This is a genomic window from Gemmatimonas sp., assembly GCF_031426495.1.
Classification (GTDB): domain Bacteria; phylum Gemmatimonadota; class Gemmatimonadetes; order Gemmatimonadales; family Gemmatimonadaceae; genus Gemmatimonas.
This window is the reverse complement of sequence record NZ_JANPLK010000063.1, coordinates 1-16,108: the sequence shown is the minus strand read 5'-3', so window position 1 is coordinate 16,108 and position 16,108 is coordinate 1. Positions and strand designations below refer to the sequence as shown.

Below are 16,108 nucleotides of genomic sequence, written 5' to 3'. Positions count from 1 at the left end.
GTGCGATGCAGAGGGAGGAGAAGCCATCGAGGGTGGCACCGGTGTCGGCGTCCAATCGAAGTGTCGACCGCGGGGACGATCCGCTTTACCACCGGTGCGACATTTGTGAGCGCGCGCCATTTCGGAGGGGCGCATCCCGTAGTCGCAACGCTCTATATTTCACGGATGGACTGGTTCCGACTTTCCCTGACGCTGACGCTGCGCGCGATCTCTAACCCGTTTCTGGCCATAGACTTGCTCCGTGTTGCCTGGCGGTTTCGGCACCGGCATTGGTTTCGGCGGTTTCCGTTCCTGCCACTCCCGGCCACCAGCTACGTGAAATGGCGCATGTACACGGCCTATGGGGACGAAGCCGCGATTCCGCCGGCGGACGACGTGATTGCCTTCGCCCGCTGGGTGGGACGCCAGCCGTAATGGGCACGAACGGCGCAGCGGATTTCACGCGGCGTCTCAAAGCGCAGGCCTTCGGCCTCGGCTTTGACCTGGTCGGGATTACCACGCTCGGGACGCCGGCCACGCGGGCCCGGTTCGACACCTGGCTCGAGGCCGGGCATCAGGGGGAGATGGGCTATCTCGCTGGTGAGGGCGCCGAGCTACGACGCGATACCCGCCGGCCGCACGCGGGGGCGACGCACGCGATCGTGCTGGCCACCCAATACGGTGGCCGTGCGCCCAGCGGGCCGGTGGCGCGGTACGCGCGTGGCGACGACTACCATGAACTGCTGCGCGAACGGACACGAGCGTTGCACCATTGGCTGGAAGCGGAACTCGGCCATCCGGTGAACGCGCGGCCGTACGTGGACAGTGGGCCGGTGCTGGAGCGCGACCTCGCGCAGCGCGCGGGACTCGGGTGGTTCGGCAAGAACACGATGCTGATCAACCCGACGGCGGGTTCGTTCTTCTTCTTGTCGTCGCTGTTTTTCGCGCTGGGGTCGGACGTTGCCCTCGTCGTTGATGAGCCCTTCGAGGCCGACCGCTGCGGGAGTTGCACGCGTTGCCTCGACGCGTGTCCCACGCAGGCGTTCACCGGCCCCCGCGTGCTCGATGCCACGCAGTGTATCAGTTATCTCACGATCGAGCTGCGCGGGGCGATTCCGGAAAGCCTTCGCGAGGCGATCGGTGGCTTGCTGTACGGGTGCGACGTGTGTCAGGAGGTGTGTCCGTGGAACGTGTCGTTCACGACCGCGTTGCGTGAAGCGGCGTTCCGTCCGCGCGAGATGTTTCTCGATGCGGGATCACGTGAGGGCACGCGGGCGTTGGCGCGGGAGATACTCATGATGGACGCGGCGGATTACGCGGCGGCGTTCAAGGGCAGCGCGATCAAGCGGGCGAAGTTGTGGATGCTCAAGCGGAATGCGTGTGTGGTGCTGGGGAATGTTGGTACGGCAGAGGATCTTGCGGTGCTCGAGGCGATGCTCACGCATCAGCACGAGGTCGTGCGGGAACATGCGGCGTGGGCAACGGCGCAGTTGCAGCCGAACCGCGTACTCTAGTCTGCTCGCCTCTGTCTCGTCGCGACGACTTCTGCCGCGAGGCAATAGCGTAGCACTCGGAATCAGCTCGGCAGTCGAGGGCTTCCGAGTCAAGATCGATCCGGAGTGCTCAATCGTCATTCCCGTGATCGCGTTTCGACGGAGCAAGCTTACTGCCAAACACCTTTCACCTCTATCGTTTTTCACTTGACATAACTAGCGCATTTCACTCATACTTATCAACGCAATCGCCTTCGTCCCTTAGCCAGCAACCCCGAAAATGCCCCCTCGCCCCCGTACCACGCCGCGCGAAAGGGCCTTGGCATGGTGGAAGGAACGCGTCGATGCCGATCGGTACGTCGTCCCCAGTTCTGAATCGCCCGCGCCTGCCGTCGCGCGCCTGCTCCGCGCCGACCGCCTCATCCTCGAGGTAGCAAACCGGCGCGTCTGGATCCTGACCGAACCCGACCGAACGGACGACCGGGGCATCTTCCTCCGAAACTACTGGCTCGTCGTCGCGGAGCTTCTGCGCCGATGGGCCCCCGCCGCCGCCGTGGGTATTCCGGCGGTCCAGTTGCACCTTGGCGAGACCGCGCCGCCGAAAGTGCTCCCGGCCATCCATAGCGCGAACGCCAGTCGCTACGCCATCGAGCTGTTCGACGAGTTTCGTTTGCATCTCCGACCCGGATCGATCACGACGGCCCAGATCGTCGACGTGGCGGCCCAAGGTGCCGCCGTCAGCGTCCTGAAGGCGGCCAGCCTTCTGACGACCCTCGACCTCGCGGAGCTCGAGCTCGGAATGGAACCCACGAGCGCGTGGCTCCGACACCTCGTGCTTCGGACGCCGGATCTCGACGCAGCACTGACCGAGCGGCCGCGACCCCTGGTCCTCGCGCGCCTTGGCGAACTCGCGAAGGGACTCGGCAACGTCGGGCTTTCGAAACAGATCGATGCAGCCGTCGGAGCAATTTCCACGTTTCCGCCGTCCGCCGCCGCGACAGGCGTCGGCACAAGGCTCGTCGTGCCCGCTACGCTGACCGGACTCCCCCGGGGCACAGGTCAGCCGTGGCTGGACCGGCAGCTCATGGCGCTTGAGCGATTCCGGGGCGTGCTCGACAGCCTCTTGGAGCTCCGGGTGGGCCCACCCCCGGGGCTGTCACTCGCGCGACTCATCGGCAATGCGCGCCAGGCGAAGCAATACGACGCCTACCACAACACCACGATGGAAGGGTACCGCATCACGAAGGACGTGTCGGACGCCGTGGTGAACGGCACCCCACTCCCGGAGACCTCCAGTCACGAGGAACTGCGGGCCATCATGGCCGTGCAGGGGTACAGTCGGGCCTTCGACATGGTCATCGACCTCGTGCGCACTCGGCCGGCGCCGACGATCGACGAGGCGCTCATCCTCGACTTGTACGTGGCACTCTTTCGGCCGTCGGTGGACGCCGGCATCGTGACTGAAGACGAGTTGCGCGGCTGGCGCTCCATCAACGTCGGTCTCGCGGGCGGCTGGCGCCACGCGCCGCCCGCGCACGCCAAGGTCCCAAGTCTGATAGGCGGTTTGAGCGCGTTCGTGGCGCAGTCTGATCTCCGTCCGCTCACGCGCGCGGTACTCACACAGTTGGAGTTCGTCACCATTCATCCGTTCCTCGACGGCAACGGTCGCCTCGGGCGCCTGCTCATGAACTACGCGCTCCTCGACGCCGGCTACCCGTGGGTGACCATCCGATCAGACGAAAAGCGCCCCTACTTTCAGGCGCTCGAGCGCGCGCAGGTGGAGAGTGAGATCGAGACGCTCGGCGAGTTCCTCGCCGTGCACATCAGGCACGCGGCGGACACGGCGAAGGGCAGTGCGCCCGCAGCGAATCGTCGCCGCCGATAGCTAACCCGTTGTATTTATAAGGCTTAGAGAGCCTGTCCGGAGTTCGACCAGAAAACGGTTTTGCCGACAGATGTCCCAGGAGGTGTGCCCTTGGAACGTGTCGTTCACGAGCGAGTTGCGTGAACCGGCGTTCGCCTCACGCGAACTGTTTCTCGATGCGGGGTCACGTGAGCGCACGCGTGCGTTGGCGCGCGAGATTCTCATGATGGACGCCGCGGATTACGCCGCGGCGTTCAAGGGCAGCTCGATCAAGCGGGCGAAGTTGTGGATGCTCAAGCGCAACGCGTGTGTGGTGCTGGGGAATGTCGGCACTCACGAGGATCTCGCGGTGCTCGAGGCGATGCTGGTGCATGAGCATGAGGTCGTGCGGGAATGTGCGTCGTGGGCGATGGCGCAGCTTGGCTCCTAACGCGAACCGACGCGGCGTAGATCTGTCATCGACGTCGAGCGAAGGCGAAAGCCACGTCGTGACCACCGCGCGAGGTGGATGCCGAGCATGGCGTCGGCCGTGCCGCGCACGATGAACACGGGCTTGTCGCGCAGCGCGTGCTGCGCTGTCTTCCGCCGGCGGAGTTTGAGTCGCGGTACCTCAACACTCACCAGACCCAAAAGGCCGTGGGTCAACTCAACCACACCAGTCCTCCTCAAATCCCGGGGCGGTTCAGTGATTTCATGGTCTCTCCATTGAGACAGCCTGGATTGTGGGTTGAACTGAGAGCAGCGCTACGAGATGCGGCACCCGTTCGCATCACCTCCAGTCCCGTACTCGAATAGTCTCACCGGTACGCCGTCACCATCCGGTACTCCACGCGCGCATCGAGGTCCTTCAGTTTGCCGCCAACCTTCTGCATCGGCGGCACACGTCCTTCGTACCGGACGAGGCTGCGGTCAGAGTTCACGAATGTGACATTCAGCGGCTTGATCACCAGCCGCACCAGCGCACTGCTCTCCGTGGAACTGAACGTCGTCTGACCATCCGCCTGGCTCTTCATGCGTAGATCGAAGCCGTAGCTCGTCTTTCGGTTGAGCACGACCATGCGCACCCGGATCTTGCTGCCGGTTGCCAGTTCGTTCCAGTGCTGGCGAATGAAGCCATGCACCGATGGCCCGGTGACTACGGGATCCTGTACATCCTCGGTGGCTGTCGACACGCGGCCATTATCATTGAGCGTGTACTCGAGATGACGCCCGCCCCGACTCGAGACCACCGAGCCGCTGATACCAGCCTGAGCGTTCGCCGCGTCGAAGCGCTGGAAGTCATACGAAGCGGACAGCTGCGCGGACTCGTCGATGATCAGGGTTCCGGCCGGATCACGCGTGGCGTGCGTGACCGAGATACCGGACGCAGTGGTGTGAACGCGGCGTTCATACCGGAACAGCGTGTCTGCCCCGGGGCCGCGCAGTGCAAACACCGTTCCTTGATAGATCAGTGTGCCGGCCATCTCAGGTGTTTGGCGCAGCGAGTCGAGTCGCGCGCGACCGGCGGCGGAGAGTTGCGCGTTACCGGCGCTGCTGATGACGCAGAGCGCGAGCACCGAGGCGAACAGTCGCGCATGGAATGACTTGGTGCTCATGAGGCTTTGCCACGAAGTAGGGAGATACCGAAGACAATCAGGAAGAGCGGCAGCAGCACGTTCGTCACATCGGCCGCGAGTTGCACACTGGGCGTGATGTTGCGGAACATGCCGATCCAGCCAGCCAGCGCAGTGACAGCGCCCAGCGCGGCAACCTTCTTCGCACCGTTGTGATGGAGCGCGATCGCAAACGCGAGGAATGAACCGTAGAGCGTGAGCTCCCCCACGAACTCACCGATGCCGTTGCCGAGGAACACGTTGAGGACATCAAACATCGCGGCCAGGCCGACCCGCTGTGCCGCATCGGCCAGCTGCCAACTGGTGGCGAGCGACCACTGCGCGGTGCTCCAGCGCGCTAGACCGAGCGTCATGCAGAGTGCGGCGAACACTTGCAGCAGCAGACCGATGCGCACGGCGGCGTCGCTGCGACCGTCGACACGCTTCAGTGCACCAACCGCACCGGCCGCCGCGGGAATCAGCAGCAACGGCAGCAGGGCGTACACCGCCCAGACGGCACGACCAGCACCACCGAGTGACAGCAGGCGCGGAAGCACTTCGGCGGCGGGGAGGTCGAGCACGTCGGGATAGCCGAAGCGACTGGCCAGCCACGAGAAGACGATAAGGAAGCCGACGCTGGCGGCCACGTACGTCGCTCCGGCCAGGCGAGCGGCTCGAGGTGGTACGCGAGGCGACAACGGCGTATTGCCGCTGCACCTTCGTCGAAGGGACCGACAATTACCTGTTGCGGCGACCGCGCGAAGCGATGGACACCATGTGGGGCGGACTCGCGCGCGAACTCGGCCGCCTCACGGCCAAGCCGCTCACGGCGTCGGCCGTCTGGTTCCGGCAACCGGCGCCACAACCCGAGGAGTTGGCGGAGTACGAGCGCTTGCTAGGCGCGCCGGTGCACTTCGGCATGAGCGAGTACCGATTCATGATCCCGCTGGCACATGTCGGCGAACCGCTCCTCTCGGCGAACCCGGCGCTGCTCGCCGTCTTCGAACGACACGCCGACGAAGTGCTCGCACGCCTCGAGCACCACGGAACCCCATCCCGCCGCGTGATGGAGGTGGTGGCCGCGCGAATGAAGGGCGTGGTGCCGACGCTCTCCGAAGTCGCGCGCGAACTGGCGATGAGCGAGCGCAACCTGCAGCGCGTGCTGCGCAGCGACGGCACGTCGTTCCAGCAGCTCGTCGATGCACTGCGCCGTGACCTCGCCATCAGTCATCTCGCGAACTCCCATACCTCGGCCGGGCAGGTGGGATTCCTGCTCGGGTTCTCGGAGCCGAGTGCGTTTCATCGCGCGTTCCGGCGGTGGACGGGGAAGGCGCCGCATGCGTTCCGACGTGAGGCGCAGCTTCGTCAGTCGATGAGCCAGTGACCTGAGTCGGTGGCTGTGCTTCTACACGTCCAACGCGACAGGTGTACTTCGCGAAAGAGTCGCGTTGAGGTGCGCCGTAATCGCTCGTCACGAGGACGAGTTCCCTGTGTGACTGCGGATCGCGTTCACCAGGAACTGCGCGCAGCGGCGCAAGTTCACGAACCTCAGTGTGCCCCAGCATTCCATCGGGTAGATCCGTCCACGTGATTCCTGTGACTTCTCTGCCCGGAGTGAAATGGGCGGACCGCTTTGCGTGGGCTGATCGCCCAAGCGGATGCTCGACATCCGGGAGACCGCATCGGCTAACCCTCTGTATTCTTGAGGGATAGAGAGCCTGTCCGGAGTTCGACCAGAAAACGGTTTTGCCGACAGATGTCCCAGGAGGTGTGTCCGTGGAACGTGACGTTCGCGACGGCGCTGCGTGAAGCGGCGTTCCGTCCGCGCGAGCTGTTTTTCGATGCGGGGTCACGCGAAGGCACGCGGGCGCTGGCGCGCGAGATCTTTCTGATGGACGCGGCGGATTACGCGGCGGCGTTCAAGGGCAGCGCGATCACGCGCGCGAAGCTGTGGATGCTCAAGCGGAACGCGTGCGTGGTGCTGGGGAATGTCGGAACGGACGAAAATCTCGCGGTGCTCGAGGCGATGCTGGTGCATGATCACGAGATCGTGCGCGAGCATGCGGCGTGGTCGATGGCGCGACTACGCAGTTCCGAGGCGCGGTAGTCCGCACACGCCGATGTCGTCATGGTCAGCGCGCCCCAGGGAGGCGAGGATGCGGCTCTCTTCGATGGCTTCCGAGCTGAGGTTGGCCATCGGCTGCTCGTCGTAGGTGTCCCCGTCGCCAAGCCTGATGTGCCGCACTACGCCGTGACGCGCGCGATCAGCGGAAAGTCGTCCGGGTTGCGAATGGAGGCGACCGACAGATCCACGTCGAGTTGCGGCCAGTACAAGTGATCCGCCGATGGCCACTGTACGTCCACGAGTTGGTCGATCGTGGCCTGTCGAAACCACGGAAAGGACGTGAACGGAACGAGCAGCTCTTCGGCATCCAGCAGTAGCCAGAAGCCGTGTCGTGAGACGTGTGTAACCTCAGCGACCGAAGTGCCTGGTCCAAGCATGACGAACCTCCTCTATATGCCGCTCGACGACGTGCTGCGCACTGCGAATCGGCGCCGATGAGAGGCCGGTCTGCGTTGCGAGCTCAACTCGGGGTTCAAGCCAGAACTTCGCTTCACCGTCTGGATGGGCGACGTGGACATGCGTGCGCTCCTCCTCGCGACAGAAGAAGAACAGCCAGAAGGGGCCGTCGCGCAGCACGGTCGCTGACATCGGAGAAATCTAGCCCGAGTGCGCCAGCGTACTATGCCAGTTTGGCGCTAACTCCCTCCCGTGCTTCGTGTTCCGCGGCCGGTCGACAACGGAAGCGCGAAACGGTTGTCCCGGCGCACACCCCGGCGTGTGTGTCCGTGGAATGCGAAGTTCTCGGTGGAGCTGGCGGACGATTCGCCGTTCCGAGCGCGAATCACCAGAAACGACTGTGGCGTTTGCGGGTGAAACGGTAATTCGGGCGACCTGCGCGGCGAGTGCGGAGGTCGCGAGGAAAAGAGCAACGAGCGAGACAGTGATGCGCGTTGAAACCTCGGGAGGGGTGAGGCTGAGAGCTGACAACCTAAGCTAGCGCCGCCCGCCGAATGGCGTGGCGAAGCTGAGTCCGAGATCGAATGTCGCATAGTTGATCGCGTCCGACTTCGCTGACGGCGCCGAGACACCGGGAATCTTTGCCTTGAGATTCTGACCCACATACCGCAGCTGTGGGGTAAGGAAGATCAGTCCCCCCAACGACACGTTGGCTCCTACACCGACCTCATAGCCTGGTGCACGATCAGTCGTCAGTGACGTTGACGCTCCACTGCCGTATGCGCCTTCCAGGCCGTTGAAAGTGACGCCGCCTTTGACATACGGATGGAACCTCCCTTGGCTTGCGGGACTGAGCTTCAACCCAGCAGCGACGCCCTGCAGCTTGTACTTGCCCTGGCTGCTGCAGCTAACGGTCTCGCAATCAAAGTTGATGTGGTCGAATCCGACGTACACGCCAAACACTCCCATCGAAACGCCAAGATCGAGTCCATATCCAAACCCGCTCTTCGCGCCATCTACCACCGCCGTGTTGCTGGCGCCAGCCGATTCCGCGAAGGCGCCGACGGGCATTCCGCCAGTCCCGCGCAGTCCTATCGAGATTGACTGCGCAGCGAGTGTGAGCGGAGCGCAGAGCGTGAGGATGACGACGGCTGAAAATCGCGTACGTGTCATAGGAGTATCCCTCATAGATCGTGGGAATCTCACTCGCTGGCCGAACGGCCATCGAGCCTCGCAAATTCGACCTCGTCCAAAAAACCTGATGCGGGCCGGACGATTGCGCCAATTTTTGCCGGGAGCTCCTTTCGTGGGGGTGGCCGCGACGTCGATGATTGCTTCGCCTCCTTTACGGCAGCGCCCTGAGATGGGCCTAGCGCTCACGTTGCCGCGAACAACTCCTGCGGCGACAACGCGAAGTCGGGGAGGAGTTCCTCGCCGCTGAGCACATCTCCCATGGCCAAGACCGACACCGTGCCGTCGGCGCGATATACCACGACCTGCTCGCGCGGGGGATCGATTACCCAGACCAGTGTAGTTCCCCCCGACAACCAATCGCTGACCTTCGCCACGACTGCGCCGGTGCGATCACTCGGCGAACGCACCTCCACCGCGAGGTCGGGTGCGAACTCCGGAAAGCCGTCGGGCATCGGTGCGGCGTGACGCGCACTGATCGGACGCCGGCACGCGCACACGCCGCTTTCTACGCATCCCACACGTTCGGATCGCCCGCGATCGGCCCACAGAGGCAAGTCCGTCGGTTTCGACCCCTCGTGGATCTCTCGCCGGAGCTGGATACGCGAACACTGGCCGCAATTCGATCGTGAGGAGGCCGTTCTGGGACTTGGTTCCGTCAACGACCACCCGCTTGCCGGCCTAGTCGACGCTCATGACCCGCTGAATGGTCAGGCGTGTTCGCTGAGGTCGTGCAGTTGGAGCGGGATGTCCTCCTGCGCGCGACCGCCGCTGCTAACTCTGTGCCTTTTTGAGAGTTAGCCTAGCCGTCGACAGGTCAATCCGAAAACGGTTTTGCCGGCACACCTGCCAGGAGGTGTGTCCGTGGAACGTATCGTTTACCACGGCGTTACGCGAGCCGGCATTCGCCGCGCGCGACGGGTTGGCATCGCGCGATGCACGAGCGCTCGCGCGCGATTTTCTCACGATGTCACAAAGCGAGTTCAGTGCACGCTTCAAGGGCAGTGCGATGAAGCGCGCGAAGCGGCGCGGGCTCGCGCGCAACGCGGCCGTGGTACTCGGCAACGTCGGGACAATGGAAGACGTACCGGTGCTCGAGGCCGCATTACAGCACGATGAGTTGCTCGTGCGTGACCACGCGACGTTTGCGCTCCGCCAGATCATGGCGAGGTCCATCGCCTAACAACGACACTGCGTCACGTGCTACCTCGGAGCCTGCTCAGCGCGCCGTCGGCGCGGCCTGCGCTCGCCGCAGCTCCGCGAGCCAGTTGGTGATGACGACGAGCTTCGCGTCGAGATTGACGTGCGACAGCCCAACGAATCGCTTCCCGTCGGGGGAGAGAGTATATGCTGGGCGATTGCTTGCTCCGGGCGTGAGGAACGGCGACCACGTCGCGATGCGTCGCCGGGTCACACCCATTCTGGCCCCGGGTAATAGCGTTGCTTCCATCAGGTTACGCAGGTTCGCCACGTAGAAGAGCGACCGGCCATCCGGCGCTTCGCCGTCTGGGAGCACGAGTGGCCATCGCAGCATGTCACCGGGACGAGTCATTCCTTCCGCCTTGGTGAGCTCGCGGACGCCACCGTTGAGGCTGACGTGGGAACGCGTTGGACGCCATACGAGTGAGGCACGGAGTCAAGGCGTCCGACGCGATGGAACCAGATGGTCACGCGCTCACACGGCAATCGTTTCGGAAGGCATCAGGGGTTGCTTCGGATCGGCGCGTGCGCCAAGCAGTTCCCCGAACGGCGCCAGAGAATCGATGTGATCGCAGCAGATCTTGAACACGGACATCAGTGGCACGCCAATGAATGCGCCGGGAAGTCCCCAGATCCAGAACCAGAAGGCGAGTCCCACGAAGAGTGCGACAGAGTTGAGCGCCAGTCGTTTCCCCAAGACCATCGTGGACACGACATTGCCCTGAACGAAATTCGCGATCAGGTATGCACCGGGCACCATCAGGATGTGCGGCAAGTCGGTGAATGAGGCGAGCGACGCCAGCGAGAGCAAACCCACCATGATAATCGCGCCGACGAACGGAATGAATTCCATCGCGACCACGATGAGTGACCAGAGCAACGCGTTCGGGAGTCCGATCGCCCAGAGCGCGACGCCGACGATCGCTCCCTCGACGATGTTGAGGCCGAGATTCGCGATGAGATAGGTGGACACGGACGATTCGATGTCGCGCGCGATGCGGACCGCTTTCTTCTTGTCGGTCAACAACGGTAAAAGGCTGATGGTTTTCTCGAGGAAGAGATCACCGCCCGCGAGCAGAAAGAATAGCAGCATGAGGATCTGCAGCAACGCTCCGAGGAATCGCTGGGTCGTGCCGGCCAGGCGCGTGGCCATGGACGGACCAACCACGACGACTTGCGCTGGTTGCTTGCCGGGCGCTGGCGCGCCAGCCACCGCTGCTACCTTCTCCGCGTTCGCCGACACGCGGGCCAGCGGTCGCAGCAACTTCCCGATCTGCGCCTGTGCTCTGGCGATGCCCTGCGGCGCTTCGTCGAGAAAGCGTTGCGCAGTCCCGCCGAGCTGATAGGCACCAAACCCGATCGAACCCACGAGCGTCAACACGACGATCGCCGCACCAGCAGGCGTTGGAATGCGCGCCTTGCCCAACAGACGCACGAGCGGGCTCAGGAGAAAATCCAGCAGCAACGCGAACGCGATGGGCACGAGAAACGCCCGGGCGAAGTACAGGCTGTACAGCACGGCGAGTACCGCCACCACGATGAGCGCGGTCGTGGCGTTCGCGAGTTGCCTTCCCCGGTGTGCGCGCATTCGTTTCCTGTAGGAGTCGTGGTACTCGTAGCAGGAATATAGATCGGAAGACGCTCGGTCGAGTCGGATCACGGGCTTCAGATCAGCGCTCGATCTTCACTCCCGCCATGACCCAGGGCTTGTAGAACTGGTACGACGGGCGTGGCGTTCTCCACGGCGTACGCGCACCAGCGGTTGCTGAAGCCAAGAATCTCCTCGCCTTCAAACCTCGACTACAGGAGCCCCGTCACGGGTGCTGGCCGTCGCGAACTGCGGTATCCTCGGGCTCTCACCGGCGCGCCGACGGAACCCGAACCACGCCGTTCGACGTCGGCGGAGTCGCGTTGGTCGACCCGCTCGCGGCCCTCCTCCGCTTACTTCCCCTTGCGGCTCGGCCGCCGCGCGGTACAGCCGGATCAGGTCGTCGTACCAGGTGCCGACGTCGTGCATCGTGCACGGCCACCCGAGGTGCTCTTTCGAGTCGATGCCGGCTCACTCCACACCGCGATTGAAATTCCTATCCCGATGACTTCGCCCTACTTTCAAGATGCGCATGGTGCGGAATCCGGGACCGCATTCGTCGCTGCAGGCCGCGTTGCTGAAAAAATCTCCACCCGTCAAGCCGTACGGTCGGGTCCAAATATTTTTTACCGGGAAAGCTCAGTCATGGATTCCGCAGTACCTGCCTCGTCTGCTGTGCCGCTGACCACTGATTTGCTGTTCGAAAGCAGCCCTGACTGTGCGAAGGTACTCGATCTTCAGGGCAATCTCGTGTCCATGAACCGGAACGGCCAGTGCTTGATGGAGGTCGATGACCTGAACCAGATGTGTGGACTTCCATGGACGACCTTGTGGCCAGGGGAGTCGCGCCAACAGATCGAATCGGCGCTGGAGCAGGCGCGCCAAGGCAAGCTGGGACAGTTCACTGCCTTCTGCCCGACAGCGAAAGGCGTGCCGAAATTCTGGGACGTTCGTGTGTCGCCGATCCATGGGGCTCATGGGCAACTACAGGGCTTCTTGTCTGTGTCGCGCGACATTACCGCGCTGCAAGAGCTACTGCGTGCCCGGGAGCGGACCGGAATCCTTGCCGACGCCCAAAAGCTCGCCATGGAGCAGGCGGTGTCCGGAGCACCACTGGAGCAAGTGCTCGGTACCCTTGTGCGGGCTGCGGAGGCCTACTCTGAGGAGGCCATATTGGTCTCCGTGCTGCTTGCGCAGGATGGTCATCTGCGGCATGGCGCAGCTCCATCGCTTCCGCAGGCATATTGCGCAGCCATCGACGGGATGGCGACCGGCCCGAACGCCGGCTCGTGCGGGACGGCGGCACACTTCAACAAGGAAGTCATTGTCTCTGACATCGCCACTGACCCCTTGTGGCGGGACGTCAAAGAATTGGCTCTTCCGCACGGGTTGCGCTCATGCTGGTCGCAGCCCATCCGCTCGCCGGGCGGTGCCGTGCTCGGCACACTGGCCTGCTACCGCCGCGACGTGCATGTCCCCGCCCCAGCAGAGAAAGAAGCGATGGCGCTGCTGGTTAACACCGCAGCCTTGATCCTGGACCACCGGCGCGAGATCGAGGCACGCCAGACCACTCAAGAAGCATTGCGCCGAAGCGAAGAACGTTACCGGACTTCGTTTGAAGCGTCCGGCAACATTGGCACCTGGGTAGTAGATCCGAAAACGAACATCGTTGTCATGGACGCCCGATTTGCCGAACTCTTTGGAGTCGATTCTTCCGTAGCGAACGAGGGTACCGAGATTCGCTACCTCACTGACAGGATTCACTCTGAAGACCGCCCGCTCGTTTTAGAGGCGGTAGCACGTGCGATAGAGACCGAAGGCAATTACGAAATAGATTATCGAGTCGTTCATCCATTAGGAAACATTGTTTGGGTTACCGCCAAAGGCCGGATGATCACAGACGAGGAAACCGGCAATAAGCAGTTTGCCGGAGTCGCCGTTGACATCACGGAGCGAAAGCAGGTGGAGGAAAACCTGCGCCAGCTTTCAGCGCGCCTGAGCGAGGCCGATCACCGCAAGACGGAGTTCTTGGCGACTTTGGCGCATGAGTTGCGCAACCCGCTTGCACCCATACGAAACGGACTGGAAGTGCTCCAACTGGCCGGGAACAACCCGGAGACCGCAGCCAAGGTCCGGGACATGATGAAGCGGCAGATCGGCCACATGGTGCATCTGATTGACGATCTTCTCGACGTTGCCAGGATCAGCAGCGGCAAAGTTGAGCTTCGCAAGGAAAAGGTGGTGCTCAGAGCAATCGTGACCGACGCTGTGGAGTCGAGCCTGGCAGCCATGGAATCCGGGCATCATGCGCTGGAACTGCGCATGGCTGATGATTCACTGGTGGTCGACGGCGACCCGGTGCGGCTGGTGCAAGTGCTTGGCAACCTGCTGACAAACGCCGCGAAGTACACGCCGGAGCACGGGCGAATCGAGTTGTCGGTAGGCCACGAGGGACAGCACGCAGTGATCGCCGTGACCGACAACGGCATCGGGATCCCGCAGCAGGCTTTGCCAACCTTGTTCGACATGTTTTTCCAGGTGCCCACCGCCGCAGCCCGCTCGCAGGGCGGGCTGGGCATCGGTTTGTCGCTGGTTCGGAGCCTTGTCGAGATGCACGGCGGCACCGTCACGGCTGCCAGCCCAGGAGAAGGCAAAGGCAGCACCTTCACAGTGCGTCTTCCAGTCGTCCAACCGCAGCAAGTCGATGCCCCTGCAAGCCAGGATCAGGTGGCGCCGATAGGCAAGACCAGTGCAGTGCTGAAGATACTGGTCGCCGATGACAACGTCGACGCAGCGGAGAGCTTGGCAACTCTGCTGGAGTTGGGTAGGCATCATGTATCCGTCGCTCATGACGGCCACGATGCCCTGCGCCTGGTGTTAGAGCGCCGGCCGGACTTGGCGTTCCTCGATATCGGCATGCCTGGGCTGAACGGCTGTGAAGTGGCCCGGATGGTCCGGCAGACGTCAGGGACGAATCAGACTGTTTTAGTAGCGCTGACCGGGTGGGGAGCGCATGACGACCAAGGCCAGGCACGCGAGGCAGGGTTCGACCACCACCTGACCAAGCCAGCCGGCATCGAAGCCATTAATGCGCTACTAGAAGCCGCACACTCCGCACGCGCCGCAACCTAGCAACACGCTGCAGCTGAAAAGCGCATGGCGCTGCTGGCGCTTTCATGGAAAGCTTGTCAGGGTGGGGTGCCTGAGGCGTAACACGGGAACGAGACGGCAATTCCGCAGCGAGTTGAAGCCTGAGGGAGTGAGCTGCTGAAGGCGCGAGGCGTTTCTGCGGTGCAGGCGGAACCTGTCAACAGGTATGAGACGCTGAGTGGTGGAGTGTACTGAGCCGCGACGACGGCGGCGTGCTCCTCCGCGATGGGGTTGAGCGAGACCGCAGCCGGCAGCGCGCATGGGGTGGGCGCGCCGCGCACGAAGCGGGCGGGATGCTGCGCGGACGCGGTGCGCATGGTGTCGTGCCGCTTCGTGAGGATCGCGGGCGCCGTCCCGCCGTGGACCATCGCGGGAGTGCAGTACGCGAGGCTCGAGTGCCGATGCGCCGTGTTGTCGTGGGTGCAGAACGCGTGGCACCACTGGTCGGCGTGGGCAAGATCAGGGAAGCGGTCCGGGTGCCCCGCGGCGCACGTGGTCGCTTTAACAGCGCCTCCAGCAGGAGGCGCGTTCACCGATACTCGCGGCGCCGTGCACCGATGAGAGTAGGTGCGTGTACCACGGCATCCCATCAGGCAGGCCTACCACGTGATTCCTGTGAATCTGTGCCTGAAGTGAAATGGGTGGACAACTTTGTGCGGGCTGATCGCCCACGCGGATGCTCGACATCCAGGATACCGCAGCGGCTAACCCTCTGTCTTTTTAATGGTTAGAGAGCCTGTCCGAAGTTCGACCAGAAAACGGTTTTGCCGACAGAGCTCCCAGGAGGTGTGTCCGTGGAACGTGTCGTTCACGACCGCGTTGCGTGAAGCGGCGTACCGACCGCGCGAGATGTTTCTCGATGCGGGATCACGTAAGGGCACGCGTGCCTTGGCGCGTGAGATCCTCATGATGGACGCCGCGGACTACGCGGCCGCGTTCCGCGGGAGTGCGATCAAGCGGGCCACGCTATGGATGCTACAGCGGAACGCGTGTGTGGTGCTGGGCAACATCGGCACTCACAAGGATCTCGCGCTGCTCGAGGCGATGCTGGTGCATGAGCACGAGGTCGTGCGGGAGCATGCGGCGTGGGCGGTTGCCCGCCTTGGTCGACACCCGCCACAGTGATGCGTTCGAGGGGTTTTCAAGGGGTCAGCTTTCAAGGGGTCAGAGTCGTTGAACGCTGAAGCGCGCGATGGGCGTTCAACGACTCTGACCCCTTGAATCTCCTTGAACTACTGGCCGATCGTTTCCGCGCCTACCTAGACGTCAACTGTGCGCACTGCCACGCTGTATCGGCACTGGCGCGAGCCACCGGATTGCTGCTTGACTGCGAACGACCGATCGGCGATACGCGCATCAACAGCTGGCAAGATCAGATCATGAGTCGCTTTGGACCTGACCCGATTTGACGGACACATGGTTTACGCTGCTCGCGCCATTTGACGGAGCTGGTCCTCGTACTGTTGCGGACTCACGAAGCCTAACGTGGAGTGCTGCCGCTCCCTATTGTACCAGTGCTCGATGAAGTCC

18 protein-coding genes are annotated in these 16,108 nt (G+C 63.2%); 9 read left to right on the top strand and 9 right to left on the bottom strand.

Annotated features, from left to right (window positions below; genetic code table 11):
- The first annotated feature begins 165 nt into the window (after positions 1 to 165).
- The 4 genes from RMP10_RS16330 (at position 166) to RMP10_RS16315 (ending at position 3,766) form a co-directional block, all read left to right on the top strand.
- Positions 166 to 414 carry a hypothetical protein gene (locus tag RMP10_RS16330; RefSeq protein WP_310571244.1) on the top strand — a complete coding sequence of 83 codons (249 nt, stop codon included), beginning with the start codon at positions 166 to 168 and terminating at the stop codon, positions 412 to 414.
- The gene (gene queG, locus RMP10_RS16325) at positions 414 to 1,493 is read left to right on the top strand and encodes a tRNA epoxyqueuosine(34) reductase QueG (protein ID WP_310571243.1); all 1,080 of its coding nucleotides are present in this window, start codon (positions 414 to 416) and stop codon (positions 1,491 to 1,493) included. Before RMP10_RS16330 ends, queG begins: the two co-directional genes overlap by 1 nt.
- A 259-nt stretch (positions 1,494 to 1,752) precedes the next feature.
- On the top strand, positions 1,753 to 3,357 hold the full coding sequence (locus tag RMP10_RS16320; protein WP_310571242.1) for a Fic family protein: 1,605 nt from the start codon (positions 1,753 to 1,755) through the stop codon (positions 3,355 to 3,357).
- A gap of 97 nt (positions 3,358 to 3,454) precedes the next feature.
- Complete coding sequence (locus RMP10_RS16315) at positions 3,455 to 3,766, top strand: hypothetical protein (protein ID WP_310571241.1); 312 nt, start codon at positions 3,455 to 3,457, stop codon at positions 3,764 to 3,766.
- Here RMP10_RS16315 and RMP10_RS16310 read toward each other — a convergent pair.
- The 3 genes from RMP10_RS16310 to RMP10_RS16300 all read right to left on the bottom strand — a co-directional run bounded on the left by RMP10_RS16310 (position 3,763) and on the right by RMP10_RS16300 (position 5,575).
- On the bottom strand, positions 3,763 to 3,990 hold the full coding sequence (locus RMP10_RS16310; protein WP_310571240.1) for a hypothetical protein: 228 nt from the start codon (positions 3,988 to 3,990) through the stop codon (positions 3,763 to 3,765). The two genes, RMP10_RS16315 and RMP10_RS16310, sit on opposite strands and share 4 nt — an antisense overlap.
- 143 nt (positions 3,991 to 4,133) lie before the next feature.
- A complete protein-coding gene (locus RMP10_RS16305) occupies positions 4,134 to 4,931 on the bottom strand; it encodes a hypothetical protein (protein WP_310571239.1) in 798 nt (265 codons plus the stop codon).
- Complete coding sequence (locus RMP10_RS16300; protein ID WP_310571238.1) at positions 4,928 to 5,575, bottom strand: hypothetical protein; 648 nt, start codon at positions 5,573 to 5,575, stop codon at positions 4,928 to 4,930. The genes RMP10_RS16305 and RMP10_RS16300 overlap by 4 nt, the downstream gene beginning before the upstream one ends.
- Before the next feature lie 32 nt (positions 5,576 to 5,607).
- Between RMP10_RS16300 and RMP10_RS16295 the strand changes: the two genes are divergently transcribed.
- Complete coding sequence (locus RMP10_RS16295; protein WP_310571237.1) at positions 5,608 to 6,312, top strand: helix-turn-helix domain-containing protein; 705 nt, start codon at positions 5,608 to 5,610, stop codon at positions 6,310 to 6,312.
- A gap of 399 nt (positions 6,313 to 6,711) precedes the next feature.
- The gene (locus tag RMP10_RS16290) at positions 6,712 to 7,035 is read left to right on the top strand and encodes a HEAT repeat domain-containing protein (RefSeq protein WP_310571236.1); all 324 of its coding nucleotides are present in this window, start codon (positions 6,712 to 6,714) and stop codon (positions 7,033 to 7,035) included.
- Between the two features lie 137 nt (positions 7,036 to 7,172).
- On the opposite strand, the gene RMP10_RS16285 is transcribed toward RMP10_RS16290, so the two are convergent.
- The 4 genes from RMP10_RS16285 to RMP10_RS16270 form a co-directional block, all read right to left on the bottom strand.
- Positions 7,173 to 7,430 (bottom strand): DUF2442 domain-containing protein, encoded by a 258-nt coding sequence (locus RMP10_RS16285; RefSeq protein WP_310571235.1) that lies wholly within the window; start codon positions 7,428 to 7,430, stop codon positions 7,173 to 7,175.
- Entirely contained in the window at positions 7,402 to 7,641 is a 240-nt protein-coding gene (locus RMP10_RS16280; RefSeq protein WP_310571234.1) for a DUF4160 domain-containing protein, read from the bottom strand. The genes RMP10_RS16285 and RMP10_RS16280 overlap by 29 nt, the downstream gene beginning before the upstream one ends.
- Before the next feature lie 345 nt (positions 7,642 to 7,986).
- On the bottom strand, positions 7,987 to 8,622 hold the full coding sequence (locus RMP10_RS16275; protein ID WP_310571233.1) for an outer membrane beta-barrel protein: 636 nt from the start codon (positions 8,620 to 8,622) through the stop codon (positions 7,987 to 7,989).
- Between the two features lie 203 nt (positions 8,623 to 8,825).
- Positions 8,826 to 9,095 (bottom strand): Uma2 family endonuclease, encoded by a 270-nt coding sequence (locus tag RMP10_RS16270; protein WP_345785812.1) that lies wholly within the window; start codon positions 9,093 to 9,095, stop codon positions 8,826 to 8,828.
- A 401-nt stretch (positions 9,096 to 9,496) separates the two neighbouring features.
- On the opposite strand from RMP10_RS16270, the gene RMP10_RS16265 reads away from it, so the two are divergent.
- Positions 9,497 to 9,823, top strand: coding sequence for a hypothetical protein (locus tag RMP10_RS16265; RefSeq protein WP_310571231.1), 327 nt, complete (start codon positions 9,497 to 9,499; stop codon positions 9,821 to 9,823).
- A gap of 36 nt (positions 9,824 to 9,859) precedes the next feature.
- Here the strand turns inward: RMP10_RS16265 and RMP10_RS16260 are convergent, their stop codons facing one another.
- Positions 9,860 to 10,192, bottom strand: coding sequence for a hypothetical protein (locus RMP10_RS16260; RefSeq protein ID WP_310571230.1), 333 nt, complete (start codon positions 10,190 to 10,192; stop codon positions 9,860 to 9,862).
- 123 nt (positions 10,193 to 10,315) lie between these two features.
- Complete coding sequence (locus RMP10_RS16255) at positions 10,316 to 11,428, bottom strand: AI-2E family transporter (RefSeq protein WP_310571229.1); 1,113 nt, start codon at positions 11,426 to 11,428, stop codon at positions 10,316 to 10,318.
- 363 nt (positions 11,429 to 11,791) lie between these two features.
- Between RMP10_RS16255 and RMP10_RS16250 the strand changes: the two genes are divergently transcribed.
- Both RMP10_RS16250 and RMP10_RS16245 read left to right on the top strand, forming a co-directional pair.
- Complete coding sequence (locus RMP10_RS16250; protein WP_310571228.1) at positions 11,792 to 14,560, top strand: ATP-binding protein; 2,769 nt, start codon at positions 11,792 to 11,794, stop codon at positions 14,558 to 14,560.
- A gap of 819 nt (positions 14,561 to 15,379) precedes the next feature.
- Positions 15,380 to 15,703, top strand: a complete 324-nt coding sequence (locus tag RMP10_RS16245; protein WP_310571227.1) for a hypothetical protein — start codon at positions 15,380 to 15,382, stop codon at positions 15,701 to 15,703.
- Positions 15,704 to 16,108 lie beyond the last annotated feature (405 nt).